Below are 26,242 nucleotides of genomic sequence, written 5' to 3'. Positions count from 1 at the left end.
CAATGTACATATGGAATACAACAATAATTAAATTGAAACAGAGAGAGGAAATGAAATGAAAAGAGTATGGAAATCAATGGATTATTCATTATTACTTCCTCTTGTTATCTTATGTGTGTTGGGAGTTATAATGGTATATAGTTCTAGTTCCATTGTTGCGATTTCGTCAAGATATAACTGGCCAGCAGATTACTTTTTTAAAAAACAATTATTGGCCCTTGCTATTGGGACGGTAATACTAGTGATTGTCGTTATAATTCCTTACAAATTTTGGAGGAAAGGAATGGTTCTAGCTGCGATGGGGCTAGGGAGTCTTGTCTTACTAGCAGCAGCCTATCTTTTCGGTAAGGAAATCAATGGTGCAAAAGGATGGATACTGGGTATACAACCTGCCGAGTTTGCTAAAATAGCGGTTATTATTACGCTAGCAAGTTTTTTTGCTAAGAAACAAGAGAGGCAAACTCCTTTTTTACAAGGGATTATCCCCCCTATAGCTGTTGTCGGTGGATCGATGGTATTAATTTTATTACAAAAGGACTTAGGGACTGACCTATTAATAGGTGGAACAGTGTTAATTATGTTCTTCTGCTCAGGAGTTAATGTTAACTTGTGGATAAAAAGATTCTTTTTAACTTCTATCATATGGATTCCAGCATTGTATTTTATTGGGAGTTATAAATTGAAAGCTTACCAAAAAGCTCGATTTTCAGTTTTTCTTGATCCATTTAACGATCCTCAAAATGATGGATTCCAATTAGTTAATTCGTTTATTGGAATTGCCTCAGGTGGGTTAAATGGTAGAGGATTAGGGAATAGTATACAAAAGTATGGCTACTTACCAGAGCCGCAAACGGATTTCATTATGGCAATTATATCTGAAGAACTAGGTTTTATAGGTGTAGCTATCATTTTAATCTGTTTATTACTTATTATTATTCGTTCGTTTAGAGTAGCACAAAAATGTAAAGATCCATTTGGAAGTTTAATTGCAATCGGAATTGCAAGTTTAATTGGCATACAAACTTTTGTTAATGTTGGTGGTATGTCAGGATTAATACCGCTTACAGGAGTACCTTTACCGTTTATTAGTTATGGCGGTAGTTCCTTGTTGGCTAATCTGATCTCGATGGGTATATTATTAAATATTGCTAGTCATGTGAAACGACAAGAGAAACAGCAAAATGAGGAAATGAAAGAAAGAGAACAAGATGGACCACGTCTTGTTGTTGTAAAATAAAAAACACATTGTGCTTTAGAGCGCGATGTGTTTTTTATTTTTAAGAAAAGTCAAATGTGATGTAATAATTAGCTTTAACATCAAAGGGTATATCACATTTATTTTAATGTGATATACAATTAAGTTGTTACATAAGGAAGAGGTATGCTATACTATTTTTGTGAGACAAATTGCTCAGAAAACTTATCATTTGTTAAAAAATAAGGTATGATGGATAAAAATAAAGTGAAGCTTTCTAAGTATAATATAATGTAGAAAGTGAAGAACTTCACGCTCTTTATGGTGTGTATATATTTTATCTCTAGAGTGGTAGGAAAGTAGAGGGGGAAAATCATGACAAAGCTGCAACGTATTCAAAAAGTATTGGTAGCTAACCGTGGAGAGATTGCAATTCGTGTGTTTCGAGCTTGTTCGGAACTGGGATTAAAAACAGTTGCAATCTATTCTAAAGAGGATAGTGGTTCTTATCATCGTTATAAAGCCGATGAATCCTATTTAGTTGGGGAAGGAAAAAAGCCAATTGATGCTTATCTAGATATTGAGGGCATTATTGAGATTGCGAAAAGTAATCATGTAGATGCAATCCACCCTGGATATGGTTTCTTGTCAGAAAATATTCAATTCGCAAAACGTTGTGAAGAAGAAGGGATTATCTTTATCGGTCCAAAAAGTAAGCATTTAGATATGTTTGGAGATAAAGTAAAAGCAAGAACACAAGCGCAGCTAGCACAAATTCCAGTTATTCCTGGTAGTGATGGGCCAGTAGATTCATTAGAAGAAGTCGAAGAATTTGCTGAAAAGTATGATTACCCGATTATTATTAAAGCTTCCCTTGGCGGTGGCGGTCGTGGTATGCGTATTGTACGTACTAGTGAAGAATTAAGAGAATCGTATAATCGAGCAAAGTCAGAAGCGAAAGCAGCCTTTGGTAATGATGAAGTATACGTAGAAAAATTCGTTGAAAAACCTAAACATATAGAAGTTCAAATTTTAGCAGATGAAGAGGGCAATGTTGTTCATTTATACGAGCGAGACTGTTCTGTACAACGTCGTCATCAAAAAGTAGTAGAAATTGCACCTAGTGTGTCGCTTTCAGATGATTTGCGTCAGCGTATTTGTGATGCTGCTGTGAAATTAACGAAAAATGTAAATTATTTAAACGCAGGAACAGTTGAATTTCTTGTAAAAGATGATAATTTCTATTTCATTGAAGTAAATCCGCGTGTTCAAGTAGAACATACAATTACAGAAATGATTACAGGAGTCGATATCGTTCAATCACAAATTTTAATAGCTGATGGACATGCATTACATAGCAAATTGGTGGGTGTTCCAAAGCAAGAGGAAGTTGTTGTACATGGATTTGCAATACAATCTCGAGTAACGACTGAGGATCCACTAAATAATTTCATGCCGGATACAGGAAAAATTATGGCATATCGATCAGGTGGTGGCTTTGGAGTTCGTCTTGATACAGGTAATAGTTTCCAAGGTGCTGTTATTACACCGTACTATGATTCTTTACTTGTAAAAGTTACAACATGGGCGCTTACTTTTGAACAAGCTGCTGCAAAAATGGAACGTAACTTAAAAGAATTCCGTATTCGTGGTATTAAAACGAATATTCCATTCCTAGAGAATGTAGTAAAACATAAAAACTTCTTATCAGGGGAATATGACACTTCATTTATTGATGCGTCACCTGAACTATTCTTGTTCTCGAAACGTAAAGACCGAGGAACGAAAATGTTAAATTACATCGGGACAGTAACAGTAAATGGCTTCCCAGGAGTAGGGAAAAAAGAGAAACCAATTTTCCCAGATGCTCGTATACCGAATGTATTACACTCAGAGCCAATCCAAAATGGAACGAAACAAATTTTGGATGAGCGTGGAGCAGACGGATTAGTAAAATGGGTACAAGATCAAAAACGTGTACTTTTAACGGATACAACATTCCGTGATGCGCATCAGTCATTACTTGCAACGCGTATTCGTACAAAAGATTTACACCAAATTGCAGAGCCGACAGCGAGAATGTTACCGAACTTATTCTCAGCAGAAATGTGGGGCGGTGCGACGTTTGATGTTGCATATCGTTTCTTAAAAGAAGATCCGTGGGAACGATTACTAGATCTTCGTGAAAAAATGCCAAATGTTTTATTCCAAATGTTACTTCGTTCTTCAAACGCGGTTGGTTACAAAAACTATCCGGATAATTTAATTCAAAAGTTTGTGGAGTGTTCTGCTCAAGCTGGAATTGATGTGTTCCGTATTTTTGATAGCTTAAACTGGGTAGAAGGTATGAGAGTTGCGATTGATGCTGTACGAGATACTGGTAAAATTGCAGAAGCAACTATGTGTTACACAGGGGATATTCATGATCCGTTACGTAGTAAATATGATTTAAATTACTATAAAAATTTAGCAAAAGAATTAGAAGCATCAGGAGCTCACATTTTAGGTATTAAAGATATGGCGGGCTTACTAAAACCAAATGCAGCATATGATTTAGTTTCAGCATTAAAAGAGACGGTATCGATTCCGATTCACCTGCACACACACGATACGAGTGGAAATGGTATATTAACGTATACGAAAGCAATTGAAGCAGGTGTTGACATTGTCGATGTAGCAGTAAGTTCTATGGCTGGTCAAACGTCACAACCAAGTGCGAACACGCTATACTATGCGTTAGGTGGAAACGAAAGACAGCCAGATGTTAATATAGATTCATTAGAAAAATTATCTCATTACTGGGAAGATGTACGTAAATACTACGCACCGTTTGAAAGTGGTATGAATGCTCCTCATACAGAGGTATATATGCACGAAATGCCAGGCGGACAGTATAGTAATTTACAACAACAAGCGAAAGCGGTTGGCTTAGGCGATCGTTTCGATGAAGTGAAAGTAATGTACCGCCGTGTGAATGACATGTTTGGTGATATTGTTAAAGTAACGCCATCATCTAAAGTTGTCGGTGATATGGCATTATTCATGGTTCAAAATCACTTAACAGAACAAGATGTTTTAGAGCGTGGACATTCTATGGATTTCCCAGGATCTGTTGTTGAAATGTTCTCTGGAGATTTAGGACAACCATATGGTGGTTTCCCGAAAAAGTTACAAGAAATTATTTTAAAAGGGAAAGAACCATTAACAGTAAGACCAGGTGAATTATTAGAACCAGTAGATTTCGACGCGTTAAAAGAAGAGCTATTCCATAAACTTGGACGCGAAGTGACGATGTTTGATGTAGTTGCATATGCATTATATCCAAAAGTATTTATGGATTACGAAAAAGTTGCTGAGATTTATGGAAATGTATCTGTGCTTGATACACCGACATTCTTCTATGGTATGAGACTTGGTGAAGAAATCGATGTGGAAATTGAACAAGGTAAAACATTGATGGTTAAACTAGTATCAATTGGAGAGCCTCAGCCAGATGGAAATCGTGTTCTTTACTTGGAGTTTAACGGTCAACCACGTGAGATTGTTGTGAAAGACGAAAGTGTGAAAGCGACAGTTGCACAACGTGTGAAAGGAAACCGTGAAAATCCAAACCACATTAGCGCAACAATGCCAGGAACGGTTATTAAAGTAGTTGTAAAAGAAGGCGATGAAGTGAAAAAAGGCGATTCTATGGCAATTACAGAAGCGATGAAAATGGAAACGACAGTTCAAGCGCCGTTTAATGGTAAAGTGAAAAAAGTATATGTTAACGATGGAGATGCAATTCAAACGGGTGACTTACTCATTGAATTAGATCACTAAAATAAAAAAGGGTTGTGGAAACACAGCTCTTTTTTATTACGAAAAAATACCTTGCCAATTCGGGCAAGGTATTTTCATTTATTTTGTTTGTTTAGAAGTTGATGCAGCTTCTTTTGCATTCACTTTACTTCTTGTACCTAACATAACTAAATAGCATAGTACAGCAAACAAGCAAGAAATGAATAGTGAATGTAATAATGCCATTGATAAACTAGCATTTGTAAATACGACTAAAATTCCTACGATAGCTTGAAGTGTAACAAGGATAAATGAGATGATCCATCCCCAGTATACGACAGGCTGCTGTTTGTAATGGCGGATAGCGAGAATCATCGCGTATAGTATCCAAGCGAAAATTAACATCGCTGCAACTCTATGTCCCATTTGAACCCATTCATGTAATTGAGTTGGCATAGGTCTATTTTTGCTACATAAAGGAAAGTCTGGACAGGCTAAGCTAGCTCGTTCGTGACGTACTAAAGCCCCTGTGTAGACGACAATATAACTGTAAATTGTTACACCATAAATATGAAATTTCATTTTTTTGTCCATAATAAGTGAACGTGCATCAAATTTTTGGTCGATTTCAAAGATAAGACACGTTAATAAAATGACAGAAGCAAATGAAATTAAGGAAATACCGAAATGGATAGCAAGTACAGCTGGCATTTGCCCCCAAACAACCGCTGCGGCTCCCATTAATGCTTGTGCAACTAAAAATACGAAGGATAAAATTGCTAACGTTTTTGTTTCGCGCACATGTTTATAATATTTCCAGGACAAAATACAAAGGAGAGTGACAAGAATTCCTGCTGATCCTGATGTAAGGCGATGACTTAGTTCAATAATAGTTTCCATTGATAAATTAGATGGAACAAATTCACCGTTACAAAGTGGCCATGATTTACCGCATCCTTGGCCAGAGCCTGTTTTTGTAACTAAGGCGCCTCCTAATAAAACTATTAATAAATCAAGACTCGTAATGACTGCTAACCATTTAATAAAGCGTTGCAATCTCTTTCACCATCTTTCTGCTATGAAGTTATTGCGAAATATTTTCATTCCATTATGTATAGAATAAAACGCGCTAGTTCCTATGATATATAAAAAATAATAAAATAGCAAAGAAATGGAGGGGGAAGACAGGGAAGAGAAAACGGGTGTGGAAATAAGGTTTATAAGGAAATTTTTAGGTGAAAAATAGGCTATTTTGAAAAGAAATGGGGAGAATACGTGTTAAATATGACAAAAAAGTTTATTATAGAAGGTAACATCATGTTATGATATGGATAAGTAACAATTAAGTTTTTTATGTTCGACACAAAAAGTTCATGTTTTCTTCACAAAATGTTCGGGAAATATGATTTAATATATTGGAGTATGGGCGTAGATTAGTAGTAGAATGGGTTAACAATGTTTCTACTGTAATAATATTGCTATATAGAAGCGAAATATTTCAATTTGAAATAGGCGCAAAAAGAAAGATGAAAGTTTTAAGAGGGGGTTAAAGTGATGAACCATGCAACAAGTGAGCTGCATGATGAGTCTGCTGTTACAAGCGTACCGGAAACAACTCGGTTACAAGATTTAAAAGCGCTCGTTAAAATGGGGATTGTAAACTCAAATACACTTACTGTATTTACAGGATTTTGGTTGGCATTACACTTTAATGGATTAAGTGTAATGGACAATCTGGATAAGTTATTCTTTACAATCGTTGGTTCTGGATTAGTTATGGCAGGGGTATGTTGTTTAAACAACTACATTGATCGAGACATCGATCCATTAATGGAAAGAACAAAGACCCGTCCAACGGTTACTGGAAAGTATAAACCAGGATTTGCACTTACATTTGGACTAGTTATATTACTTCTTGGTTTTGTATTTTTATTATTAACAACACCAATGGCAGTCTTAATGGGATTTATTGGTGCTTTCACATATGTTGTTCTATATAGTTTATGGACAAAGAGAAAGTATACACTAAATACTGTTGTAGGTAGTATATCTGGTGCAGTTCCACCTTTAATTGGATGGGCAGCAATCGATCCATCTTTAGGCCATCCAATTGCTTGGATGTTATTTTTAATTATGTTTATTTGGCAAATCCCACATTTCCTTGCATTAGCAATGAAACGTGTTGATGAATATCGAAACGCAGGAATTCCAATGCTTCCTGTAGTTCATGGATTTGAAATTACGAAACGCCAAATTATGATTTGGACAGTATGTTTATTACCACTACCATTTTATATGAGTGGACTAGGGATAACATTTATGGTAATTGCAACACTGCTTAACATCGGATGGATCGTTTTAGGTTTTTATGGCTTCCGTAAGAAAGATGACATCAAATGGTCCGTGCAAATGTTTGTTTATTCCCTAAATTATTTAACAATCTTATTTGTATCAATGATTGTAGTTACATTCTTCTAAGACAACGACATAATTGGATTTCTTTACGTTGAGATTTACTTTACTTAACTATAAAGTACAATCTAATTCACAAGGAAAGTGGGGGTTGTTTGTATGAAGAAACAGTGGCGACTGCTTTCGTTCGTTTCACTGCTGGCTTTACTGTTAGGGGGATGCGGTAAAGCCTTTCAATCTACTTTAATTCCGCAAGGAGAGGTAGCAAAAATGCAATACGATCTGCTCTTACTAGCAAGTGCAATCATGGTAGGAGTAGTACTAGTAGTTACTATTATTTTCTTATATGTAATTGTGCGTTTCCGACAAAAGAAAGGTCAGGAAGATTATATTCCGGAGCAAGTTGAAGGGAATCACAAACTAGAAATTATATGGACAGTTATTCCGATTATTCTTTTGCTAATCTTAGCTGTTCCGACGGTTACATATACATTCAAACTTGCTGATGTAAGTGCGATGGAGAAAAAGAATATTGATAAAGATACTATCGTTGTTGATGTAACAGCGAATCTTTATTGGTGGGAATTTTCTTATAAATCAGAAAAGATAGTAACTTCTCAAGATTTAGTCATCCCCACAGGTAAGAAAGTGTATTTGAATTTGAAGGGTGCCGATATTAAACATTCGTTTTGGGTTCCATCTTTAGCTGGGAAAATGGATACAAATACAGATAATGTAAACAAAATGTGGTTAAAGGCAGATAAATCGGGCACTTATAATGGTTTTTGTACAGAATTTTGCGGCCCATCACATTCTTTAATGCAATTCAAAGTGAAAGCTTTAGATGAAAGCGAGTACAAAAAGTGGCTTGCTGATATGAAGAAAATTGATGGGAAGAAAGAAGTAGCTTCAACAAAGGCGCAAGAAGGCCAAGAAATATTTAATAAAAGCTGTATTGGTTGTCACGCAGTTGGATCTAATGATAGTAGACCACCTTCCGCTCGTATCGCACCAAACTTAGCAAACTTTGCGGATCGCGATACAGTTGCCGGCATTGCTGAAAACAATGAAGAAAACTTAAAAAAATGGCTGAAAGATCCTGAAAATATGAAACCAGGAAATAAAATGACTGGTAAATATGGCAACTTAACAGACGATCAAATTGATGCATTAAATGCATATTTACAAACGTTAAAAGTTGAAAAGTAAAGAGGGATTATTCGCGAAGGGGAGGTTGAAAACGTGAGTTCTGTAGCAAAAAAACAGGGGATGGGTGCTGTCATATGGGATTATTTAACGACAGTAGACCATAAAAAGATTGCCATTCTCTATTTAATTGCAGGTGGATTGTTTTTTATAATAGGCGGAATAGAAGCTCTATTTATTCGCCTTCAATTAGCGATTCCTAACAACGCTTTTCTTGTTGGGGATGCTTATAATCAAGTATTAACTATGCACGGTACAACAATGATTTTCCTCGCAGCTATGCCACTCGTGTTTGCATTTATGAACGCCGCTGTACCACTTCAAATTGGTGCACGTGATGTAGCGTTCCCGTTTTTAAATTCACTCGGATTTTGGTTATTTTTCTTTGGTGGAGTATTTTTAAATTTAAGTTGGTTTTTAGGTGGAGCACCTGATGCAGGATGGACATCTTATGCATCTTTAGCTTTAGCCTCTAAAGGCCATGGTGTTGATTTTTATGTGCTTGGCTTGCAAATCTCCGGTATAGGTACATTAATTGGAGGTATTAACTTCCTTGTAACCATTATTAATATGCGTGCGCCAGGGATGACGTATATGCGTATGCCGATGTTTACATGGACGACATTTGTAACATCTTCATTAATATTATTTGCTTTTCCGCCGTTAACTGTAGGATTAGGACTTTTAATGTTAGACCGCTTATTTGGAACAAGTTTCTTTAATCCAGCACTGGGCGGGAATACAATTATATGGGAGCACTTATTCTGGATTTTCGGTCATCCAGAAGTATACATTCTTATACTCCCAGCTTTCGGAATATTCTCAGAAATCTTCGCGACGTTTTCGAAAAAACGATTATTTGGTTATTCGTCGATGGTGTTTGCGACAGTATTAATTGGATTTTTAGGGTTTATGGTATGGGCGCATCATATGTTTACTGTTGGGCTTGGTCCAGTTGCAAATGCTATTTTCTCAGTTGCAACAATGGCGATTGCGGTTCCGACCGGTATTAAAATATTCAACTGGCTCTTTACGATGTGGGGCGGAAGTATTCGTTTTACGACACCGATGATGTGGGCAGTAGCCTTCATTCCATCATTCGTAATGGGAGGAGTTACAGGTGTTATGCTAGCATCTGCACCAGCTGATTATCAATTTCATGATAACTATTTCGTAGTAGCTCACTTTCATTATGTAATTGTCGGTGGTGTTGTATTTGGTTTACTTGCAGGAGCCCATTATTATTGGCCACTGATGTTTAATAAAGTATTGAATGAAACGTTAGGAAAGATAACATTTTGGTTATTCTTTATCGGTTTCCATTTAACGTTCTTCATTCAGCATTTCCTTGGCTTAATTGGTATGCCACGTCGTTACTACACATATCTTGAAGGTCAAGGGTTGGAAATGGGCAATATGATTAGTTCTATTGGAGCGGTATTTATGGCTCTTGGAACGATTGTTCTTCTATTCAATGTAATTAAAACAACAGTATCAAAAGAAAAGGCTGGTCGTGATCCGTGGGATGGACGTACATTAGAATGGACAATGCCAGCACCTACACCAGAATATAACTTTAAACAATTACCATTTGTTCGCGGGTTAGATCCGTTTTGGATTGAAAAACGTGAAGGGAATAAAGAGATGACAGCGGCGGAACCAGTGGGTGATATTCATATGCCAAATCCATCATTTTCACCATTTATCATTTCTTTAGGATTGTTTATAGCGGCATTCGGTGCAATGTATATGCAGGGTGGAAAAGATAAGTTTTGGTTATTAGTAGCAATTATCGGTTTAATTATTACGTTTGGTACAATGTTCCTACGTTCAGTAATTGATGATCATGGATATCATATTCATAAAGAAGATTTAGAAGATAAGGGGGGCAAGGCGTAATGCATGTAGATGAAAAATTAACGAATGAAACATTTCCAGCAGAGCCTGAAAAAGCAACCCTTGAGGGGAAAAATAAGTTTGTCGGTTTTTGGTTATTTCTTGGAGGCGAAACAGTATTGTTCGCTTCCTTATTTGGCACATATTTAGCGTTAAAGAATTCTACAAATGGCGGACCAACATCTCAAGAGATGTTCCAAATGCCACTCGTTTTCATTATGACGATGCTTTTATTAACGAGTAGCTTAACGAGCGTATATGCGATGTATCATATGAAAAACTTTAATTTTAAGAAAATGCAACTTTGGCTACTGGTAACAGTGCTGCTAGGATTAGGGTTTTTAGGGTTTGAGATCTATGAGTTTTACCATTATACACATGAATTTAAGCATACTATGAGAAGTAGTGCATTTGGTTCTGCGTTTTATGCTCTTGTTGGTACACATGGACTCCACGTATTGTTTGGATTGTGTTGGATTTTAACATTAATCTTTAGAAATGCGAAGAGAGGTCTAAATTTATACAATGCACCGAAGTTTTATGTTGCATCAATTTATTGGCATTTTATTGACGTAGTTTGGGTGTTTATTTTCACTGTAGTATATTTAATGGGAATGGTGGGATAAACAATGGCGATAAAGCAAACGAATAATCCTAAAGTTGATCTCGTTTACCGGAAGAGGAAAAGTGCGGAGGAAATGAAGCATCAAGTTATTACATTTGCATTAATGATATTTTTAACATTAGTTGCATTTGTAGCAGTAGCATATCCGAAAACTTTCAGTCCGATTTTCTCAGTACCATTTATTTTACTATTAGCGGTGGTACAAGTAATTTTTCAATTGTACTATTTTATGCATATGAGTCATAAAGGACATGAAGCAGCGAGTTTCTTTCTTTATTCAGGTCTGCTAATCGGGTTAATTACAATTTTAGCTTTTATGACAATCGTGTGGATTTGAAAAGTGAAGAGGGAGCTTGTGTTGCCACAGCTCCCTCTTCATATTATGTGAAAAGATAACCTGAAGAAGGTAGGTGTGACAATGAGTAACTTGTGGATATTTGGTTTTCAAGCGCTATGGAGTCCAATCTTTTTATTATTTATGCTTTCGATCCTCATTGGGTATTTTTTAATTATTGGGCCATATAGAATGCGATTTGAACATGCGACAAAGGTAAGTAAGAAGCAAGTTTTTTATTTTACGACCGGGATTGTTCTTTTGTATTTTGTAAAGGGAGGGCCTATTGATTTAATTGGTCATATTATATTTAGTGCACATATGTTTGAAATGGCAGTTATGTATATTGCCGTTCCGCCGTTATTGTTGCTTGGTATACCAGTTTGGTTATATCGTTATATTACTTCTTTTAAGTTCGTTCAAATTATATTGAAGATATTTACTAAGCCACTTATCGCATTGTTTGTATTTAATGGCCTGTTTTCTTTTTATCATTTACCAGTTGTTTTTGATACAGTAAAACAAAGTCAAATTGCTCATCCTATTTGTCTCGCTATATTATTCTTTACGGCAATCATGATGTGGTGGCCGATGCTAAATCCATTACCAGAATATCAAACGTTAAGTGATATAAAGAAACTTGGTTATATGTTTGCTAATGGTATATTATTAACGCCAGCTTGCGCGTTAATTATTTTTGCGACGGCACCGTTGTTTGCAACGTATACGGATCCAGCTGCTTGGATGAAGGCGATGGAATTATGTGTACCAGCGGGAACTTTATCTGATTTAAATATAACTGGACCAGAATTTTTACACTGGATGCCTGTTTTACAAGACCAACAAACAGGCGGCATCATTATGAAAATTGTCCAGGAAATAGTGTACGGTACGATTATTGGTTATGTTTTCTTTCGATGGGCGCGTCGAGAGCGTGAAAAGGATAAAGAGCAGTTACAACAATTGCCGCCGTATTTACAAACGAAATAAAAGTGAGTGCATCAATATGATGCACTCACTTTTATTTTACTCAATGATTTGGAATTCTTTTAACTCTTTTTCGACATTTTGTAGGAGTTGTTCGCTTTTTTGAAGTACATTCGTTGGGAAAATTTCACCATCACCATATTCAACGCCGTGAGGATAATAGTGTTTACCTAATAAGGGAGGAAGTAGCTTTATTTCAGCGTGTCTACTACCAATGTCACCTTCAACAGCTAAACCTTGTACACGTAAATAATAAACATCGTTTAATATTTCGAATTTATAATCGTATGTAACTCGTTCATAATCCCACTGTCCAGCAAGTACAAAATGGTTCTTTTCCATAATCTCTGTTAATAGTGTTAAATCAACGACGGCTCCATTAAATTTTGTATTTGTAAATTGCATAAAATACCTCCTTTTTTTTATGTTACATCATTATTTTTATAATAGTATGAATAATAAGAAAGTGCAATTCATATTGAGAGAAAAGGGATAATCCAGACTTTTTTTGCAAAAATATGATATAGTGAAAAGAGTACGGTACACACAAAAAAAGGAAAGAAAAGGATTTGTGTATATCTCAATTTTATGTTTTGTGCAGGAGGTATATCGATTGAAGAAATTATTGCGTATCGTAATGATTACAATTTTAATTTTAGCTGTTGATTTATACGGGAAATTACTCGTTTCACAATATATATTAACCCCATCTCAATCAAAGCAAGAAAATAAAATTGTGAAAAAGAAAAAACAAGTGAATGAAGACTCTTCCGATACGGTTTTAAATATGATTGGTGGGGACTCTGAAAATTTATTAGCAAAATGGGGCGAACCTTCTCGAATAGAACCATCTGCTTACGGATATGAATGGTGGGTATACAATCAAGATTTATCTCAGTATGTTCAATTTGGGGTTGCTGAACGCAAAATTGTAACGGCGTATGTCGCTGGTGAGCAAGTTAAGGTGCCACCTTATTATATAAATGAAAAGTATGAAGATGTGTATAAAAAGAATCCACTTTCTCATGAGATTTCGTTAAAAAGAGGAAAGAATAGTTATCAATTTGAGTTATCTGATACTGAAGTGATGGAACAACCATTAGTACCAGTAGAAGATGGTTGGGCACAATTATATTTTGATCATTTTACGCATGAGCTTGTCGGTGTTCGTTATATGGATGACGAAACGTTATTGCGTCAAAGACCGTATCAGCTCGTTTATTCGGGTGAATTATTAGCAGAACAACCATTAACTCCAGATAAAATGAAACAAATAGAGAATGGGAATATGCAACAAATTTTTGATTTAACAAATATTATTCGAAGTCGTCATAATTTACCGTTATTAGCGTGGGACCAACAAACGGCAGAGGTGGCAATCGGTCATAGTAAAGATATGAAGGATAATAATTACTTTTCACACGATTCACCTACATTAGGTACGTTAGGAGATCGTTTACAGCGCGGGAAAGTAGGATTTCAGCTTGCCGGTGAGAACATAGCGGCGCAACATAGTGATGGGGTTGCGGCATTGCAAGGTTGGTTAAATAGTGAGGGACATCGAAAGAATTTATTGAATGAACAATTTACAGGATTAGGTGTTGGCGTATACGATAAGTTTTATACACAAAATTTTATTCGGAAATAAAATGAAACTGTAAATTGTGGATGGGAATCTTCCCCTATGCAAATAGTAGGATAAAAAGGTGCATGAATCGTCTAAAAATAGGCGAACCATGCGCCTTTTTTTTCTTATTATATAGTAGATATACATGAAGAGGTGAGGATTATGCCGACAACAAAAGGACCGTTACATCCATCGGTTCAACAGTTTAAAGAGTTTGTAAACCATCACCCTAAAATGGTTCATGAAGTTCGAAGTGGTCATAAAACTTGGCAACAGTTTTATGAGGAATGGTACTTACTTGGTGAAGAAGATCCAATATGGGCAACTTTTAGACCGGATGGAGCGCCTGCTTTTTCTTCGGTAAAAGAAAAGAAAAAAGAAAAAGGAAAAGAAAAGGATACTCGAACTGAAGAGGAAAAAACTGCTGATGTGATGGGACAAATGCTTTCTTTCTTTAAAAAGTTAGACGTGGAACAAATGCAACATCATTTAGCGAATGTGACGAGTGCGATTGGTAGTGTGCAACAAGTTTTTCAACAATTTCAAGGGAAACGCACGCAGCAAGAAGAGAGTACTTCCGAAAATAATCCATTTTTCTTTCAGAAGGATTAGGAGGAAAGCGGATGAGAGCAGAAATTATGGAGTTTATAAAGGCTGATGAGGATTTATCTCGCTATATTAGGGAGCAACCGTACTGGTATAGAAAACTAACGCGAAACCCTGAAGAAAAAGAGGCATTTGAGTTAGCAGCTATGCAACATTTCAAAAAAACGATACCAGATAAAGTTGAGAAATTTCAAAATCAATTGGCAGTTGCTTCCATTATGATTGATATGTTTCAGTATATGAAGCAGCAAAATGCAACATAATTGGAAGGGAAAACTATGTCCGTCATGCAGAACTTTTGATACAATAGAAGCGGATTATTTAAAAAGGAGTTGCAGCATGAGCATGACGGAAATTTGTTTAGTACGACATGGACAAACTGATTGGAATTTTCAAGAGATTATTCAGGGACGTGAAGATATTCCGCTTAATGAAGTGGGGAAGAAGCAAGCGAGTCAAAGTGCAGCTGCTTTGCAAGCGGAGGCATGGGATATAATTATAAGTAGCCCATTAATTAGAGCGCAAGAAACAGCTAAGGAAATTGCAGAGGCAACTGGATTACAATCAATTTTATTAGATGAGCGATTTGTTGAACGTAATTTTGGTGAAGCTTCTGGGAAGCCAGTTGCGACTGTTAGGGAATTAATTGCAGAAGGTAAAGTAGAAGGTATGGAGCAAGATGAAGAAATTGTAGCTCGTTGTTTTGCTGCGGTAAAAGACGTTGCAGAAACTCATTCTGGCAAACGTATTATTATTGTAGCCCATTCTCATGCGATAAAAGCAATTTTACATGCAATTGCTCCGGAAGATATTTCGTTTAAGACACCGTTAAAAAACGCATGTATTAGTTATGTGAATGAAAATAGTGGGAAGTGGGATGTTGTTAAATACAACATTGCGGAACATATTAATGTATAAATGCGTACTGAAATTATTAAAAAATAGTTAGAATGATATCTTTCTGTTTAGTGAGACACTTCAATTAGTAGTTCTATTCTAAATGTGGTATGATAAATACTCGGAGGTGTCTCTCATGATTGTAGCGACGCTAGAAAGCGTATTAATATTAGATAAGGCAGAGCAGCTTGCAAAAGCGATCATCTGTTCAGATATAGCAGAAGATTACCGTAAATGTTATAAAGACTTGCATGAAGATATGGAAGTTCAGACGTTAATTCAGCAATTTACAGCGATGAAAGAACGATATGAGGAAGTGCAACGTTTCGGTAAATATCATCCTGACTATACTTTCGTTTCGACGAAAATGAGGGAATTGAAGCGTTCTGTAGATTTACATGATAAGATTGCAGCTTTTAAACGAGTAGAAACGGCTTTACAAAAGTTGTTAGATGAAGTGAGTGTAGCAATCGGTTCTGAGGTGTCCTCTTCCATCAAAGTTCCAACAGGAAATCCATTTTTTGATGCTGGTGGCTGTGGTGGCGGTTGTGGTACCGGCGGAGGTTGCGGTTGTAAAAAAACGGGGTAAATCACCCCGTTTTTTAGAAGATAGAAGAAAACGTATACAGAGTTTGTCCTGTAATGTCATAAATTTCTGATTGGTTTTCATAAAATATAAAATATATGTTTTTAAAAGGAGAAGATGGAGAAGATTATGTTCGGGCAACGACAAAGTATGATTGTTTATTTACATTCATTGAAACATGCCAAGATTTTAAGAAAATATGGTAACATACATTACATATCAAAACGTTTAAAATATGCAGTAGTATATTGTGATATGGAACAAATTGAGCATATGATGCAAAAGTTGAACAAACTTCCTTTTGTGAAAAAGATAGAACAGTCGTACCGCCCGTATTTAAAAACGGAATTTGAAAATTCACGTCCTGATCGGGCAAAAGAATACGATTATAGCTAATAGAAAAAATCCCCTGCTAATTTTAACAGGGGATTTTTTATTTGAAATAACACATTATTTCATTGGAGGAATAAAATTATTCATTCGTAAAATACCAATTAAATGATTGAAAAACAGTTCTTTTTCTGGGAAAGTTGTGGATGGTTTTACCGTAAAGGTAGTCACTTTTTTTCCAAGTTGTTCTGCCGTTTCTTCAAATAAAATGACGCGTTTACTTTTTTTATTTTCAAGTACAGGAATGCCTTCACGACATATGTATAATGGTTGGAAATCACCAGTAGTAGTTGGTTTTAATATTACAACAAGTGAGCACACTTTTTTTTCATTTTTAATTGTTTCAAATTGTAACATATGTGTTATACGTTCTTGATTTGCTTTGGCAATTTCAAGTAATTCATATAAATCAGAGTAGCCCTCTCCGAGTTCTATAAAGCGTTGAATCATATCTTTTCCTCCTCTTTCTTTTACTGTACCATCTCACTTTTTAAATGAAAAGTAGACAAAGAAAAAAAACCCTGCAAAGCAGGGCCCTTCTTATACTAGCATGTACTAGTAAGAAGGCAAAGGGAGAGGAGAAACCGGAGGAAGAACTTATGGGGAAACGTAAGTCTTCTCCGCGGTTGGCAACAACATCGAAGGTGATGTTGTTATAGTTATTTATGTCCAATCTAAATGAAGATATACATGATGAAATTAAATTTTATGTTGGGCTTTTTATTTTTCTTTTTTTTATTTTATGATAGGATAAAAAAGATAAAGTGAAACGAATAGTTCGTGTTAGCGAATGGTGAGATGAATACATAAAAATGCAGAGCGGTTATTTTAAGCTAAGTTCTTCTAGTCTTCGTTGGAAGATGAATGGAATCGTAAAGTTTGGTAGCGGTTACCGAATGGAGAAGGGCTTTCTATAATTGCTCGATAGATTGAAATAAAGGTAGTGACAACAGATGAGAGTAGTTTCAGGAAAATGTAAAGGACACCCACTTAAAGCGGTGCCAGGTAATACAACACGTCCAACGACTGATAAAGTAAAAGAATCCATTTTTAATATGATAGGCCCTTATTTTGATGGGGGTGTCGCTCTTGATTTATTTGGTGGTAGCGGTGGTCTTGGAATCGAAGCTATAAGTAGAGGGATTGATAAAGCGATTTTTGTTGATCGAGACAATAAAGCGATAAAGGTAATCCATCAAAATTTAGAAAGTTGTAGAATACAGGAACAAGCTGAAGTATATCGGAATGATGCAGAACGTGCGATAAAAGCACTTATAAAACGTGAAATGTCATTTGATCTTATATTAATTGATCCTCCATATAAAGATCAAAAAATTGTATCTTTAATTAGTGTAATGGATCAACATGGATTGCTACATAACGATGGTTTAATTATGGCGGAGCATGGTAATGATATAGTTTTACCCGAGTCTATAGGAAGACTTGTAAAAGTGCGAGCTGAAAATTATGGTATTACAGCGATATCGATTTATAAGTATGAAGGTGAGGGGACGGAATGACAAGTATAGCTATTTCTTCGGGAAGTTTTGATCCAATTACCCTTGGGCATCTGGATATTATTAAAAGGGGAGCAAAAGTATTTGACGAGGTATACGTAGTAGTTTTAAACAACTCGTCAAAAAAACCGTTCTTTTCAGTGGAAGAGCGTTTAGATTTAATTCGAGAAGCAACAAAGGATATTCCTAATGTCAAAGTAGATTCACATAGTGGACTACTAGTTGAGTATGCAAAAATGCGTAATGCGAACGCGATTTTACGTGGATTACGAGCAGTTTCTGATTTTGAATATGAGATGCAAATTACTTCTATGAATCGAAAGTTAGATGAAAACATTGAAACCTTTTTTATTATGACAAACAATCAATACTCATTTTTAAGCTCGAGCATTGTGAAAGAAGTTGCGAGATATGGAGGAAGTGTAGTAGATCTTGTACCTCCTGTTGTAGAACGTGCTTTAAAAGAAAAGTTTCAAACCCCGTTAAAGTGAACGGGGTTTTTCTTTGTTGCTTCGAAAAAATAATAAGATGACATATACATGTAAACAAAATAATGTAAATATCGGTCCGTAGTGTATAAAAGATGTCCAAATTTCATGCAGAATAGAAGAATGATTCGATAAAAAGACAGGGATATCTTTTTGCATAGGTGAAAAAGAGCTTACTTTTTCATAAAATGGTTTCCAAAATATAAAAGTAAAAATAGGAGCAAGAATACTTTGGATAATTCTTGCGAAAAAATAGGGCTTAAATCTAATGTCTGTTTCAGCTAATATGCTAGCGACTTGTGCCTGAATAGAAAGGCCGCTAAATGCTAAAATAAAGCTTGTTACCATAGCTTGCTGCAGGAGGGGTGTTTCATTTATTTGACTAATCATTTGGCTTCCAAGTGTCATTTCAAACATGCCAGATAATATTGGGATACTAAATTCAGTAGTTAGTTGGAAGAATGATAAAATATGTTGCATAATAAAAGAAAGGGCTGCTGTAATATGAAATACAGTAATCATTTTATTTAAAACAGAGAATAAAATAATAAATCCACCAATCATAAGTAGCGTTTGAATAGAAGAAACGATAGCGTCCCCAAGTAATTTTCCTATTGGTCTTTTTTCTTGCATACGTGTCTCGTGTAGAATTGAAAAAGGGTTTTGAAAAGGGTGTTTTTTAGTAACATGTTTATCATGCGTGGAACTGTTGTTATTGCCGTAAAAACGCATCAGTAACCCGACAGCAAAATTACTTAAATAATGTGCAGCAGCTAATACGATTCCTAATTTCGGATTATTGAAAAAACCGATAGAAACAGCGCCAAAAATAAAAAGTGGATTGGATGAGTTTGTAAAAGATACGAGGCGCTCTGCTTCAATTTGTGTTAGCTGATTGCTTTTGCGCAGTCTAGCGCTTAATTTGGCGCCAGCGGGAAAGCCTGAAGCCATTCCCATTGCCCAAACAAATCCGCCTATTCCTGGAACGCGGAAAAGTGGTCGCATAAGTGGTTCTAATATAACGCCTATAAATTTTACAACACCAATACTAATGAGAAGTTCGGCAATGATGAAAAACGGTAAAAGTGAAGGGAATACAACTTCCCACCATATATTTAACCCTCGAATGGAAGCTTGTAAAGCAGCTTGGGGGTGGAGTACAAGAGAAAAGGTTAAAAAAAGTGTTGATATGGTAAGGAAAGCCGTTTTCCATTTTTCATACATGTAAGTAAATCCCCCTTTGTCCCAAAAAACGTTCATTTCAGTATACGTGGATACGTAGTGAATTTAGACCATAAGTATGAAAAAGGAACGAAAAAAATTAAAGGGTGAGAAAAGTGAAAGAACCGAAAATTGGCTTAGCTCTTGGATCTGGGGGCGCAAAAGGTTTTGCTCATATTGGTGTTATAAAGGTTTTAAGGGAAAATGATATACCGATTCATATGATTGCAGGAAGTAGTATGGGGGCTTTAGTAGGTACATTTTATGCCGCTAGTTCAAACGTTGAAAGACTGTATAAACTGGCAAATGTTTTTAAGAGGAAATATTATTTAGATTTTACGGTTCCGAAAATGGGATTTATTTCTGGAAAACGTGTCAAAGATATGATTAAAATGTTTACATATAATAAAAATTTAGAAGAATTAGATATCCCGACGGCTGTTGTGGCTACTGATATCTTAAAGGGGGAAAAAGTTGTTTTTACAAGTGGTCCAGTTGCAGAGGCGGTGAGAGCGAGTATTTCTGTACCTGGAGTGTTTGTGCCAGAGAAAATAGATGGACGATTATTGGTAGATGGCGGAGTGATTGATCGCATCCCAGTATCGGTTGTGAAAGAGTTAGGTGCCGATATTGTCATTGCTGTTGATGTATCCCCGATTAAAGTAAATGGAGAGGTTACGTCTATTTATGATGTAATTATGCAGAGTATTGAAATTATGCAACATGAGCTTGTGATAAATCGGCAAATTGCATCTGATTTAATGATGCGCCCAGCTGTAGAACAATTTAGTTCCCGGGCTTTTACAAACATTGAAGACATTATTCGAGTTGGAGAGGTAGAAGCGGAAAAGCATGTTGCAAATATTCATTTATTAATTGAGCAGTGGAAGGAGAAACATAATGTTTAAGCGTTTTCGGTTTATATATGCAATTTTAATAGGGGTTATATTGGCAATGTTACTTGTTTACGTACGCCTGCCGTATTATGTGACGAAACCAGGAATGGCTGCAAAATTAGAGCCTTACGTTCAAGTTGAGGGAGGAACAAAAGAATCTGGTGATTTTATGCTTGTTACGGTTTCAATGGGACCGGCAAATGTAGTGAATTTAATAGCGGCACAGTTTAATAAATATACACATATTTCAAAAGCGGAAGAAATATTGCAAAAAGGTGAAAGTGATGAAGAATATCAATTTCGCCAAAATTATGCGATGAAAGATTCGCAAAATGCAGCGATTTATAATGCTTATAAACGTGCAAATCGTACTGTTTCTTTTGAAAATAAAGGTGTGTTGGTTGCTGGTGTAGCGAAAGGGATGCCTTCAGAAGGAAAGCTTAAACTTGGAGATGTTATCATTGCCGTCGACGGAAAAACATTTGAAAAGACAGAACAATTTATTGAATATATGACAGGGAAAAAAGAAGGAGATACAGTAAATATTGAGTACAAGAGGGATGGGAAACAGTTAAAAGAAAATTTAAATGTAAAGACTATTCCGAATGGAAATGGACGTGTTGGTATAGGTGTTTCTATCGTTACGGAAAGAGAATTAGTGGTAGATCCGAAAGTGAAAATTGACTCTCATGAAATAGGAGGACCATCGGCAGGTCTAATGTTTACATTAGAAATATATAATCAGCTGGTGGACGAGGATTTAACAAGAGGGCATGAAATAGCTGGAACAGGTACGATTAATGAAAAGGGAGAAATTGGCCCGATTGGCGGTATTCAGCAAAAAGTAGTCGCTGCAAGTGATGCTGGTGCTGAAGTGTTCTTTGCACCAAATGAAAAAGGTGCGGAGAAATCGAATTATAAAGATGCACTTGAGGCTGCGAAAGATATTAAAACGAAAATGAAAGTTGTGCCAGTTGATACGTTGGATGATGCATTAATGTATTTGGAAAAAATGGGCAAGAAATAAAAAAATCTCTCTGAAAAGAGAGATTTTTTTATAGGAATTTTGCAGTTGTTTCATCGTAACGAATTGGGTGATGTGTTGCATCTTGTTTTAGTAGTTGTGTTCGTAATGGTTCTTGTATGATGGAGAAATATACAGAATTGGCTTTTCGATCTATGTGTAAAGTAGGATGGTCAAATGTTTTTGTATGGGTAAGGATTGGAAGCTCTATTTTTTTCTTGTTTTTTGAAAGGTACGTTTGTCCTTTTTGTGACATGCCTAATAGACGAATGTATGGTGCATGTTGTTCTATATTTGCGCAATGTATTTCTTCTTTTGTTGTATTTGTTAAAATATGTGTACAAGCTCTTTGTAATCTAGTCCACGTATAACGTTTCGTTTTTAACGCTTCCATGAATGAATGGAAGGAGGAACTGGTTTGTATTTTTGATAAAATACGATGCTCTAACCCTTCCTCAATTTCATATATATGTCGTAAGTCTTCTGGAGACATTGTCATAAGTTTGTATTTAAAAAATGAAAAGTATTGTTCCCAATTATGTAATGTCCCGTAGTTTTGTTTATAACTTGCTAAAAGAGAAGCAGTCGCTTTTGGGATGAAAGGCTCAATTTCTGTAAAGGAACTATTTTCACTAAAAAGTTGTTTGCGAATACTTGTTGCGCTTGCAATATGTTGGTCGTTAAATGTTTCATCATGATAATGAGATGCGAACCTTTTTATCGTTTGTGCTTGCATAGAACTATTTTGCATTAGAATTGCTTTTATGTATTGGAAGCCTAAAATGTTATTTGGTTGTGACATGTCTATATTTTTTTCAGAAGATAAAATGTGTAGGAAAGCTTCAGATGTAGCTTTTGCGTAACTATTACCTGCGTTCATAAATTGCTTTACAAGACGATTAAAAGTCTCTTCTTCATTTTTCTGCACAGAGATGGTGTTATAAAAATTTTCGATTTGTCCATCTTCACTGCCGAAACAAATTTCAGAAACGTGTAGGGCGTTTAAAATAGAAATAGCGCCATTTGCAAAGGTTTCGGCCTTTTGCGTTGAAAAGGCATAAGGAAGCTCTACAACGAGGTCTACACCGCATGCTAAGGCCATTTTGGTACGATACCATTTGGATACGAGTGCTGGCTCACCACGTTGTAAAAAAGGGCCACTCATAACAGCGATTGTAATATCAGAGTGTGTTAACTTTTTTGTTTGTTGCACATGATAAGCATGACCGTTATGAAAAGGGTTATATTCAACAACAATACCACTGGCTTTTATGGTAATCTCTCCTTTCGATGTAGCATCTTTTTGAAAAACGTGATACTCTATATATTATTTACTATGATGACTTCATTATAGTGTAAAGAAAAAACATTGACAAATATAAAATGGCTAGCTATAATTTTGTTTGTTGCCTTGAGGTGATATGATATGAAATGGTCCATCCATCAATTGAATAAATTGAGAAATAAAGGATTGACATTGGATGAGATGGTAGATGTAAGTGAGCTAAAAGAGGTCGAGAAAGATATTCGTGAAATTAATCCTGTTCACGTAACAGGAAGAGTTGATTTTGGCTCCGGTAAGTTTACGTTCCATCTACATATAACTGGAAGCATGGTTTTACCATGTTCTCGCTCTTTAGTAGATGTGACATTACCATTTGACATTAAAACAACTGAGGTGTTCCAAACTTCACAAGAAGAATTTGAAACTGAAGCTGAAATTCATTGTTTAGAAGGAGAAGTACTTGACTTACTGCCCGTAATCAAGGAAAATATACTTTTGGAGATTCCAATGCAAATTTTCAGTGATGATGTTTCTGGTGGAGCACCGACGCAAGGTCAAGACTGGCAAGTGATTTCGGAAGAAGACAAAGAAAAGCCTGTTGATCCAAGATTGGCAGGACTTGCAAAGTTTTTTGACAAATAATCGGAAGACTGGTTCAGGCCTTCATATGAAAATAACTATTTCTTTTAAGGAGGTGGGAAGAATGGCTGTACCTTTTAGAAGAACTTCTAAAACAGTAAAAAGAAAGCGTCGTACGCATTTCAAATTATCAGTACCTGGTATGGTAGAGTGCCCAAGCTGTGGTGAAGCGAAATTAGCTCACCGTGTATGTAAAGCATGCGGTACTTACAAAGGTAAAGAAGTAATCAGCAAGTAATTGCGGGAAAATAAACGTAGAAGATATCTTCTACGTTTATTTTTTTTGTCTTATTCTTCATTTGTTGTATTCTATCTTTTCTAGTAACTGCATATGTTTAATAAAAAATGCATAGGGAGGACTAGAGAGATGGCGACAACAAGACAAGATGCTTGGACTGATGATGAAGATTTGCTTCTGGCAGAAGTAGTACTCCGGCATATTCGAGAAGGTGGAACGCAATTATCTGCCTTTAAAGAAGTGGGAAGACATTTATCTCGTACACCAGCAGCATGTGGCTTTAGATGGAATTCTTACGTTAGAAAGCAATACAAAGAACGTATTGAAGAAGCGAAGCAACTGCGTAAAGTGGAAAATTATGAAGTGAAAGAGACGAAGGTATTAGAACCTACGTCAATTACATTGAATGATGTTATTGATTTCTTGCAAAATTATAAAGATGAAAACTCTTTAGTGGTGTTGCAACAGCAAATTGAATCGTTACAAACAGAGAAAGAGAGCCTGTTGGAGCGATTATCAGTATATGAGGAAGAATATAGAACGTTGCTTGATTATATCGATCAAAAAAGAAGTGTAATGGTAGCGGAAAGAAATAGCGCTCGTTCGAATGGGAAATTAGAGAAGTTAAAGAAATAAAAAAACAGCTGCTATGTAGCTGTTTTTTTATTTCTTATGCAGACTCTTCGTTTGTAACCGTATTCAAATTTGTTTCTGGGTGCCAAACGTAAAAATCACCATCAGGTACTGACACAGGTTGGAAATTTAATTTATCCCAAAAACCAGCTGAATGGATACGTGCGATCGTTTTAATTGGGAACTGTAGTTCCTTCGCATAATTTACAAGCATTTCTCCGAATCCTTGTTTTTGGAAAGTTGGTAATACTTCAAGTTTATAAAGTTCTAGGTAAGTACCTGTAATTTCGAATGGTTCCCCGCCGTTCCTTTTCATGTATAGACTCATACGTGCAATGAGTGATCCACCATAATAAATACCGTAAAATGGAGATTCACTATTGTTTTCAATAATGTTTGCTTGTAATTCTTCTAACATGGATAGTTCTTGAGCTCCGCAGCCTTTAAATTTTTTAAACTCGTCTAATGTTTTATAATTGATGAGCAAGCGCTCAACTTTTGGGAATCCCATAACATCACATCCTTTTTGTCTCATTGAATGCAGAAAAGTGAAAATATTTATAATAATATTATAACTCATTTTTTTATTTTTATGAAGATGATAGTGTATTTCTTTTATTATTTTTTGAGGATTTGCTAAACTAAGAGTAGAAGCATAGTAATAAGTAGTCTATACATATTGGAAGAAGAGGTGGCATTTGTTCATCTTTAGTTAATTATGATTCCACACGAATCGAATCGAGTGTTTGAGGAATAAAAGGGGAGGGGGAAAAAGGGACTTGTGTATCGTGTTCAGATGAGTTCCTTACGTGAAAATGAAAATCGGAGTTGTGGGACCAGGAGCTATTGGTCTATTGTATACATTTTATTTACAAAAAAGTAATCAAGATGTTACGTTGTTTACAAGGACAGCTAAGCAGGCTGACGAATTAAATATAACGGGTGTAACTTGTATTAGGGAGGGGAAACGTGAAACGGTATTCCCGCCAGTATTACCAATAGAAAGTATGCTAGACCAGCAGCTAGATTATATATTTATTGCTGTTAAGCAATATCATATAACTGACATACTACCTTTTGTGCGAGGGAAATCCTCAGTAGTCTTTTTGCAAAACGGAATGTCACACCTTCATGCTATGCAGAAAATAGAGAATGAAAATATTGCAGTTGGAATTGTAGAGCATGGTGCAAAAAAAGAAGAAAGACATACCGTTTATCATACAGGGATAGGTGTAACGAAGTTTGGAATCGTGCGCGGTCGGTCTATACATTTTGAAAAAATATTTAATTGCTTTCCTTTTCCGCATTTTCCAATTCGAATAGAAGATGATTGGAAGGGTGTTATGCACAAAAAATTAGTAGTGAATGTATGTATCAATCCATTGACGGCATTATTACAGGTCAAGAACGGAGAATTGATTACGAACCCGTTTTTTAATCAGATGATGGAGCAAGTATTCCAGGAGGTCGTTTTTCTCGTTAAAGAAGAAAAAGAAATGGTATGGGAAATGGTACGTTATGTATGTGAAAGAACGTCTCATAATACATCATCTATGTTGGCAGATGTAAGGGCGAATAGACAAACAGAGATTGGTGCGATTGTTGGATATGTATTAGAAGAAGCGAAGAAACAGCAACGATCCGTTCCGACACTTCAATTTTTGTTCGATGCAATAAAAGGGTTAGAAGTAAAAGTATAAGTGTAATTCTTTGCTTTTACGTGAAACATTGACTACAATGTGGATTGGTGAGAGAACAGG

The 26,242-nt window shown here is 35.9% G+C and carries 28 protein-coding genes; 22 read left to right on the top strand and 6 right to left on the bottom strand.

The genetic code is table 11. The features are described from left to right. Nucleotides 1-55 precede the first annotated feature (55 nt). Complete coding sequence (ftsW, locus tag ACTFRN_RS02400) at nucleotides 56-1,237, top strand: putative lipid II flippase FtsW (RefSeq protein WP_000832785.1); 1,182 nt, start codon at nucleotides 56-58, stop codon at nucleotides 1,235-1,237. A 333-nt stretch (nucleotides 1,238-1,570) separates the two neighbouring features. Next, on the top strand, nucleotides 1,571-5,017 hold the full coding sequence (gene pyc, locus ACTFRN_RS02395; protein WP_000164051.1) for a pyruvate carboxylase: 3,447 nt from the start codon (nucleotides 1,571-1,573) through the stop codon (nucleotides 5,015-5,017). Between the two features lie 78 nt (nucleotides 5,018-5,095). On the opposite strand, the gene ctaA is transcribed toward pyc, so the two are convergent. Then, nucleotides 5,096-6,031 carry a heme A synthase gene (ctaA, locus tag ACTFRN_RS02390; protein WP_001188737.1) on the bottom strand — a complete coding sequence of 312 codons (936 nt, stop codon included), beginning with the start codon at nucleotides 6,029-6,031 and terminating at the stop codon, nucleotides 5,096-5,098. A gap of 498 nt (nucleotides 6,032-6,529) precedes the next feature. Here ctaA and ctaB point away from each other — a divergent pair, with 498 nt between their 5' ends. The 6 genes from ctaB (at nucleotide 6,530) to ctaG (ending at nucleotide 12,438) form a co-directional block, all read left to right on the top strand. Further along, complete coding sequence (gene ctaB / locus ACTFRN_RS02385) at nucleotides 6,530-7,453, top strand: protoheme IX farnesyltransferase (protein WP_001015058.1); 924 nt, start codon at nucleotides 6,530-6,532, stop codon at nucleotides 7,451-7,453. Between the two features lie 93 nt (nucleotides 7,454-7,546). After that, on the top strand, nucleotides 7,547-8,596 hold the full coding sequence (gene coxB, locus ACTFRN_RS02380) for a cytochrome c oxidase subunit II (RefSeq protein ID WP_000745271.1): 1,050 nt from the start codon (nucleotides 7,547-7,549) through the stop codon (nucleotides 8,594-8,596). 60 nt (nucleotides 8,597-8,656) lie between these two features. Further along, nucleotides 8,657-10,492 carry a cytochrome c oxidase subunit I gene (gene ctaD, locus ACTFRN_RS02375; protein ID WP_011040617.1) on the top strand — a complete coding sequence of 612 codons (1,836 nt, stop codon included), beginning with the start codon at nucleotides 8,657-8,659 and terminating at the stop codon, nucleotides 10,490-10,492. Further along, on the top strand, nucleotides 10,492-11,115 hold the full coding sequence (gene ctaE, locus ACTFRN_RS02370) for a cytochrome c oxidase subunit III (protein ID WP_000557861.1): 624 nt from the start codon (nucleotides 10,492-10,494) through the stop codon (nucleotides 11,113-11,115). The genes ctaD and ctaE overlap by 1 nt, the downstream gene beginning before the upstream one ends. 3 nt (nucleotides 11,116-11,118) lie before the next feature. Beyond that, entirely contained in the window at nucleotides 11,119-11,451 is a 333-nt protein-coding gene (ctaF, locus tag ACTFRN_RS02365; RefSeq protein WP_000985700.1) for a cytochrome c oxidase subunit IVB, read from the top strand. Nucleotides 11,452-11,532: 81 nt separating this feature from the next. After that, nucleotides 11,533-12,438: a cytochrome c oxidase assembly factor CtaG gene (gene ctaG, locus ACTFRN_RS02360; protein WP_000069015.1), complete on the top strand. Its 906-nt coding sequence runs from the start codon at nucleotides 11,533-11,535 to the stop codon at nucleotides 12,436-12,438. A 36-nt stretch (nucleotides 12,439-12,474) separates the two neighbouring features. Here ctaG and ACTFRN_RS02355 read toward each other — a convergent pair whose 3' ends face one another. Then, nucleotides 12,475-12,840, bottom strand: coding sequence for a YugN family protein (locus ACTFRN_RS02355; RefSeq protein WP_001160939.1), 366 nt, complete (start codon nucleotides 12,838-12,840; stop codon nucleotides 12,475-12,477). A 208-nt stretch (nucleotides 12,841-13,048) separates the two neighbouring features. Between ACTFRN_RS02355 and ACTFRN_RS02350 the strand changes: the two genes are divergently transcribed. From ACTFRN_RS02350 to ACTFRN_RS02325, 6 genes are all read left to right on the top strand, one after another. Then, nucleotides 13,049-14,083 carry a CAP domain-containing protein gene (locus tag ACTFRN_RS02350; protein WP_000735396.1) on the top strand — a complete coding sequence of 345 codons (1,035 nt, stop codon included), beginning with the start codon at nucleotides 13,049-13,051 and terminating at the stop codon, nucleotides 14,081-14,083. Nucleotides 14,084-14,224: 141 nt separating this feature from the next. Beyond that, on the top strand, nucleotides 14,225-14,674 hold the full coding sequence (locus ACTFRN_RS02345) for a YlbD family protein (protein WP_001143334.1): 450 nt from the start codon (nucleotides 14,225-14,227) through the stop codon (nucleotides 14,672-14,674). An 11-nt stretch (nucleotides 14,675-14,685) separates the two neighbouring features. Continuing rightward, nucleotides 14,686-14,931 (top strand): YlbE-like family protein, encoded by a 246-nt coding sequence (locus tag ACTFRN_RS02340; RefSeq protein ID WP_001200990.1) that lies wholly within the window; start codon nucleotides 14,686-14,688, stop codon nucleotides 14,929-14,931. 82 nt (nucleotides 14,932-15,013) lie between these two features. After that, entirely contained in the window at nucleotides 15,014-15,586 is a 573-nt protein-coding gene (locus ACTFRN_RS02335) for a histidine phosphatase family protein (protein WP_001998138.1), read from the top strand. Nucleotides 15,587-15,701: 115 nt separating this feature from the next. Continuing rightward, on the top strand, nucleotides 15,702-16,154 hold the full coding sequence (locus ACTFRN_RS02330; protein ID WP_000634351.1) for a YlbF family regulator: 453 nt from the start codon (nucleotides 15,702-15,704) through the stop codon (nucleotides 16,152-16,154). A gap of 126 nt (nucleotides 16,155-16,280) precedes the next feature. Continuing rightward, entirely contained in the window at nucleotides 16,281-16,547 is a 267-nt protein-coding gene (locus ACTFRN_RS02325) for a YlbG family protein (protein WP_002080814.1), read from the top strand. A gap of 54 nt (nucleotides 16,548-16,601) precedes the next feature. Here ACTFRN_RS02325 and ACTFRN_RS02320 read toward each other — a convergent pair whose 3' ends face one another. After that, nucleotides 16,602-16,991: a DUF7147 family protein gene (locus tag ACTFRN_RS02320; protein WP_000616011.1), complete on the bottom strand. Its 390-nt coding sequence runs from the start codon at nucleotides 16,989-16,991 to the stop codon at nucleotides 16,602-16,604. 503 nt (nucleotides 16,992-17,494) lie between these two features. Here ACTFRN_RS02320 and rsmD point away from each other — a divergent pair. Further along, a complete protein-coding gene (gene rsmD, locus ACTFRN_RS02315) occupies nucleotides 17,495-18,061 on the top strand; it encodes a 16S rRNA (guanine(966)-N(2))-methyltransferase RsmD (protein ID WP_001266988.1) in 567 nt (188 codons plus the stop codon). Then, nucleotides 18,058-18,549: a pantetheine-phosphate adenylyltransferase gene (gene coaD / locus ACTFRN_RS02310; RefSeq protein WP_000200598.1), complete on the top strand. Its 492-nt coding sequence runs from the start codon at nucleotides 18,058-18,060 to the stop codon at nucleotides 18,547-18,549. Before rsmD ends, coaD begins: the two co-directional genes overlap by 4 nt. On the opposite strand, the gene ylbJ is transcribed toward coaD, so the two are convergent. Further along, complete coding sequence (gene ylbJ, locus ACTFRN_RS02305) at nucleotides 18,541-19,770, bottom strand: sporulation integral membrane protein YlbJ (protein WP_000273095.1); 1,230 nt, start codon at nucleotides 19,768-19,770, stop codon at nucleotides 18,541-18,543. The two genes, coaD and ylbJ, sit on opposite strands and share 9 nt — an antisense overlap. Before the next feature lie 113 nt (nucleotides 19,771-19,883). On the opposite strand from ylbJ, the gene ACTFRN_RS02300 reads away from it, so the two are divergent. After that, nucleotides 19,884-20,675 (top strand): patatin-like phospholipase family protein, encoded by a 792-nt coding sequence (locus ACTFRN_RS02300; protein WP_000662598.1) that lies wholly within the window; start codon nucleotides 19,884-19,886, stop codon nucleotides 20,673-20,675. Next, a complete protein-coding gene (locus tag ACTFRN_RS02295) occupies nucleotides 20,668-21,690 on the top strand; it encodes a SepM family pheromone-processing serine protease (protein ID WP_000476300.1) in 1,023 nt (340 codons plus the stop codon). The genes ACTFRN_RS02300 and ACTFRN_RS02295 overlap by 8 nt, the downstream gene beginning before the upstream one ends. A 28-nt stretch (nucleotides 21,691-21,718) precedes the next feature. Here the strand turns inward: ACTFRN_RS02295 and ACTFRN_RS02290 are convergent, their stop codons facing one another. Further along, entirely contained in the window at nucleotides 21,719-22,900 is a 1,182-nt protein-coding gene (locus ACTFRN_RS02290; protein WP_001187903.1) for a nucleotidyltransferase, read from the bottom strand. Nucleotides 22,901-23,113: 213 nt separating this feature from the next. On the opposite strand from ACTFRN_RS02290, the gene ACTFRN_RS02285 reads away from it, so the two are divergent. From ACTFRN_RS02285 to ACTFRN_RS02275, 3 genes are all read left to right on the top strand, one after another. Beyond that, nucleotides 23,114-23,614, top strand: coding sequence for a YceD family protein (locus ACTFRN_RS02285; protein ID WP_000872145.1), 501 nt, complete (start codon nucleotides 23,114-23,116; stop codon nucleotides 23,612-23,614). A 61-nt stretch (nucleotides 23,615-23,675) separates the two neighbouring features. Then, a complete protein-coding gene (rpmF, locus tag ACTFRN_RS02280) occupies nucleotides 23,676-23,849 on the top strand; it encodes a 50S ribosomal protein L32 (protein WP_001984764.1) in 174 nt (57 codons plus the stop codon). Nucleotides 23,850-23,978: 129 nt separating this feature from the next. Beyond that, entirely contained in the window at nucleotides 23,979-24,485 is a 507-nt protein-coding gene (locus ACTFRN_RS02275; RefSeq protein ID WP_000246478.1) for an RsfA family transcriptional regulator, read from the top strand. Between the two features lie 34 nt (nucleotides 24,486-24,519). On the opposite strand, the gene ACTFRN_RS02270 is transcribed toward ACTFRN_RS02275, so the two are convergent. Beyond that, on the bottom strand, nucleotides 24,520-24,993 hold the full coding sequence (locus ACTFRN_RS02270; protein WP_014893536.1) for an N-acetyltransferase: 474 nt from the start codon (nucleotides 24,991-24,993) through the stop codon (nucleotides 24,520-24,522). Nucleotides 24,994-25,291: 298 nt separating this feature from the next. On the opposite strand from ACTFRN_RS02270, the gene panE reads away from it, so the two are divergent. Then, nucleotides 25,292-26,182 carry a 2-dehydropantoate 2-reductase gene (gene panE / locus ACTFRN_RS02265; protein ID WP_000782391.1) on the top strand — a complete coding sequence of 297 codons (891 nt, stop codon included), beginning with the start codon at nucleotides 25,292-25,294 and terminating at the stop codon, nucleotides 26,180-26,182. Nucleotides 26,183-26,242 lie beyond the last annotated feature (60 nt).

It is taken from the genome of Bacillus cereus group sp. MYBK245-2, from assembly GCF_051916145.1.
In the GTDB taxonomy this organism is placed as follows: Bacteria; Bacillota; Bacilli; order Bacillales; family Bacillaceae_G; genus Bacillus_A; species Bacillus_A pacificus.
Note: the sequence above shows the minus strand (reverse complement) of the source record. Positions and strands in the feature narration are given on the sequence as shown.

Excerpts from the sequence above, each read along its gene's own strand:
- ACTFRN_RS02345 (WP_001143334.1), top strand. The coding sequence starts at position 14,225 with ATGCCGACAACAAAAGGACCGTTACATCCATCGGTTCAACAGTTTAAA.
- ACTFRN_RS02355 (WP_001160939.1), bottom strand. The coding sequence starts at position 12,840 with ATGCAATTTACAAATACAAAATTTAATGGAGCCGTCGTTGATTTAACA.
- coxB (WP_000745271.1), top strand. The coding sequence starts at position 7,547 with ATGAAGAAACAGTGGCGACTGCTTTCGTTCGTTTCACTGCTGGCTTTA.
- ctaG (WP_000069015.1), top strand. The coding sequence starts at position 11,533 with ATGAGTAACTTGTGGATATTTGGTTTTCAAGCGCTATGGAGTCCAATC.
- ctaF (WP_000985700.1), top strand. The coding sequence starts at position 11,119 with ATGGCGATAAAGCAAACGAATAATCCTAAAGTTGATCTCGTTTACCGG.
- ACTFRN_RS02325 (WP_002080814.1), top strand. The coding sequence starts at position 16,281 with ATGTTCGGGCAACGACAAAGTATGATTGTTTATTTACATTCATTGAAA.
- pyc (WP_000164051.1), top strand. The coding sequence starts at position 1,571 with ATGACAAAGCTGCAACGTATTCAAAAAGTATTGGTAGCTAACCGTGGA.
- ACTFRN_RS02335 (WP_001998138.1), top strand. The coding sequence starts at position 15,014 with ATGACGGAAATTTGTTTAGTACGACATGGACAAACTGATTGGAATTTT.
- ACTFRN_RS02270 (WP_014893536.1), bottom strand. The coding sequence starts at position 24,993 with ATGGGATTCCCAAAAGTTGAGCGCTTGCTCATCAATTATAAAACATTA.
- ctaD (WP_011040617.1), top strand. The coding sequence starts at position 8,657 with ATGGGTGCTGTCATATGGGATTATTTAACGACAGTAGACCATAAAAAG.
- ACTFRN_RS02285 (WP_000872145.1), top strand. The coding sequence starts at position 23,114 with ATGAAATGGTCCATCCATCAATTGAATAAATTGAGAAATAAAGGATTG.
- rsmD (WP_001266988.1), top strand. The coding sequence starts at position 17,495 with ATGAGAGTAGTTTCAGGAAAATGTAAAGGACACCCACTTAAAGCGGTG.
- ACTFRN_RS02340 (WP_001200990.1), top strand. The coding sequence starts at position 14,686 with ATGAGAGCAGAAATTATGGAGTTTATAAAGGCTGATGAGGATTTATCT.
- ftsW (WP_000832785.1), top strand. The coding sequence starts at position 56 with ATGAAAAGAGTATGGAAATCAATGGATTATTCATTATTACTTCCTCTT.
- ACTFRN_RS02275 (WP_000246478.1), top strand. The coding sequence starts at position 23,979 with ATGGCGACAACAAGACAAGATGCTTGGACTGATGATGAAGATTTGCTT.
- ctaE (WP_000557861.1), top strand. The coding sequence starts at position 10,492 with ATGCATGTAGATGAAAAATTAACGAATGAAACATTTCCAGCAGAGCCT.
- ACTFRN_RS02330 (WP_000634351.1), top strand. The coding sequence starts at position 15,702 with ATGATTGTAGCGACGCTAGAAAGCGTATTAATATTAGATAAGGCAGAG.
- ACTFRN_RS02295 (WP_000476300.1), top strand. The coding sequence starts at position 20,668 with ATGTTTAAGCGTTTTCGGTTTATATATGCAATTTTAATAGGGGTTATA.
- ACTFRN_RS02320 (WP_000616011.1), bottom strand. The coding sequence starts at position 16,991 with ATGATTCAACGCTTTATAGAACTCGGAGAGGGCTACTCTGATTTATAT.
- rpmF (WP_001984764.1), top strand. The coding sequence starts at position 23,676 with ATGGCTGTACCTTTTAGAAGAACTTCTAAAACAGTAAAAAGAAAGCGT.
- ctaB (WP_001015058.1), top strand. The coding sequence starts at position 6,530 with ATGAACCATGCAACAAGTGAGCTGCATGATGAGTCTGCTGTTACAAGC.
- coaD (WP_000200598.1), top strand. The coding sequence starts at position 18,058 with ATGACAAGTATAGCTATTTCTTCGGGAAGTTTTGATCCAATTACCCTT.
- ylbJ (WP_000273095.1), bottom strand. The coding sequence starts at position 19,770 with ATGTATGAAAAATGGAAAACGGCTTTCCTTACCATATCAACACTTTTT.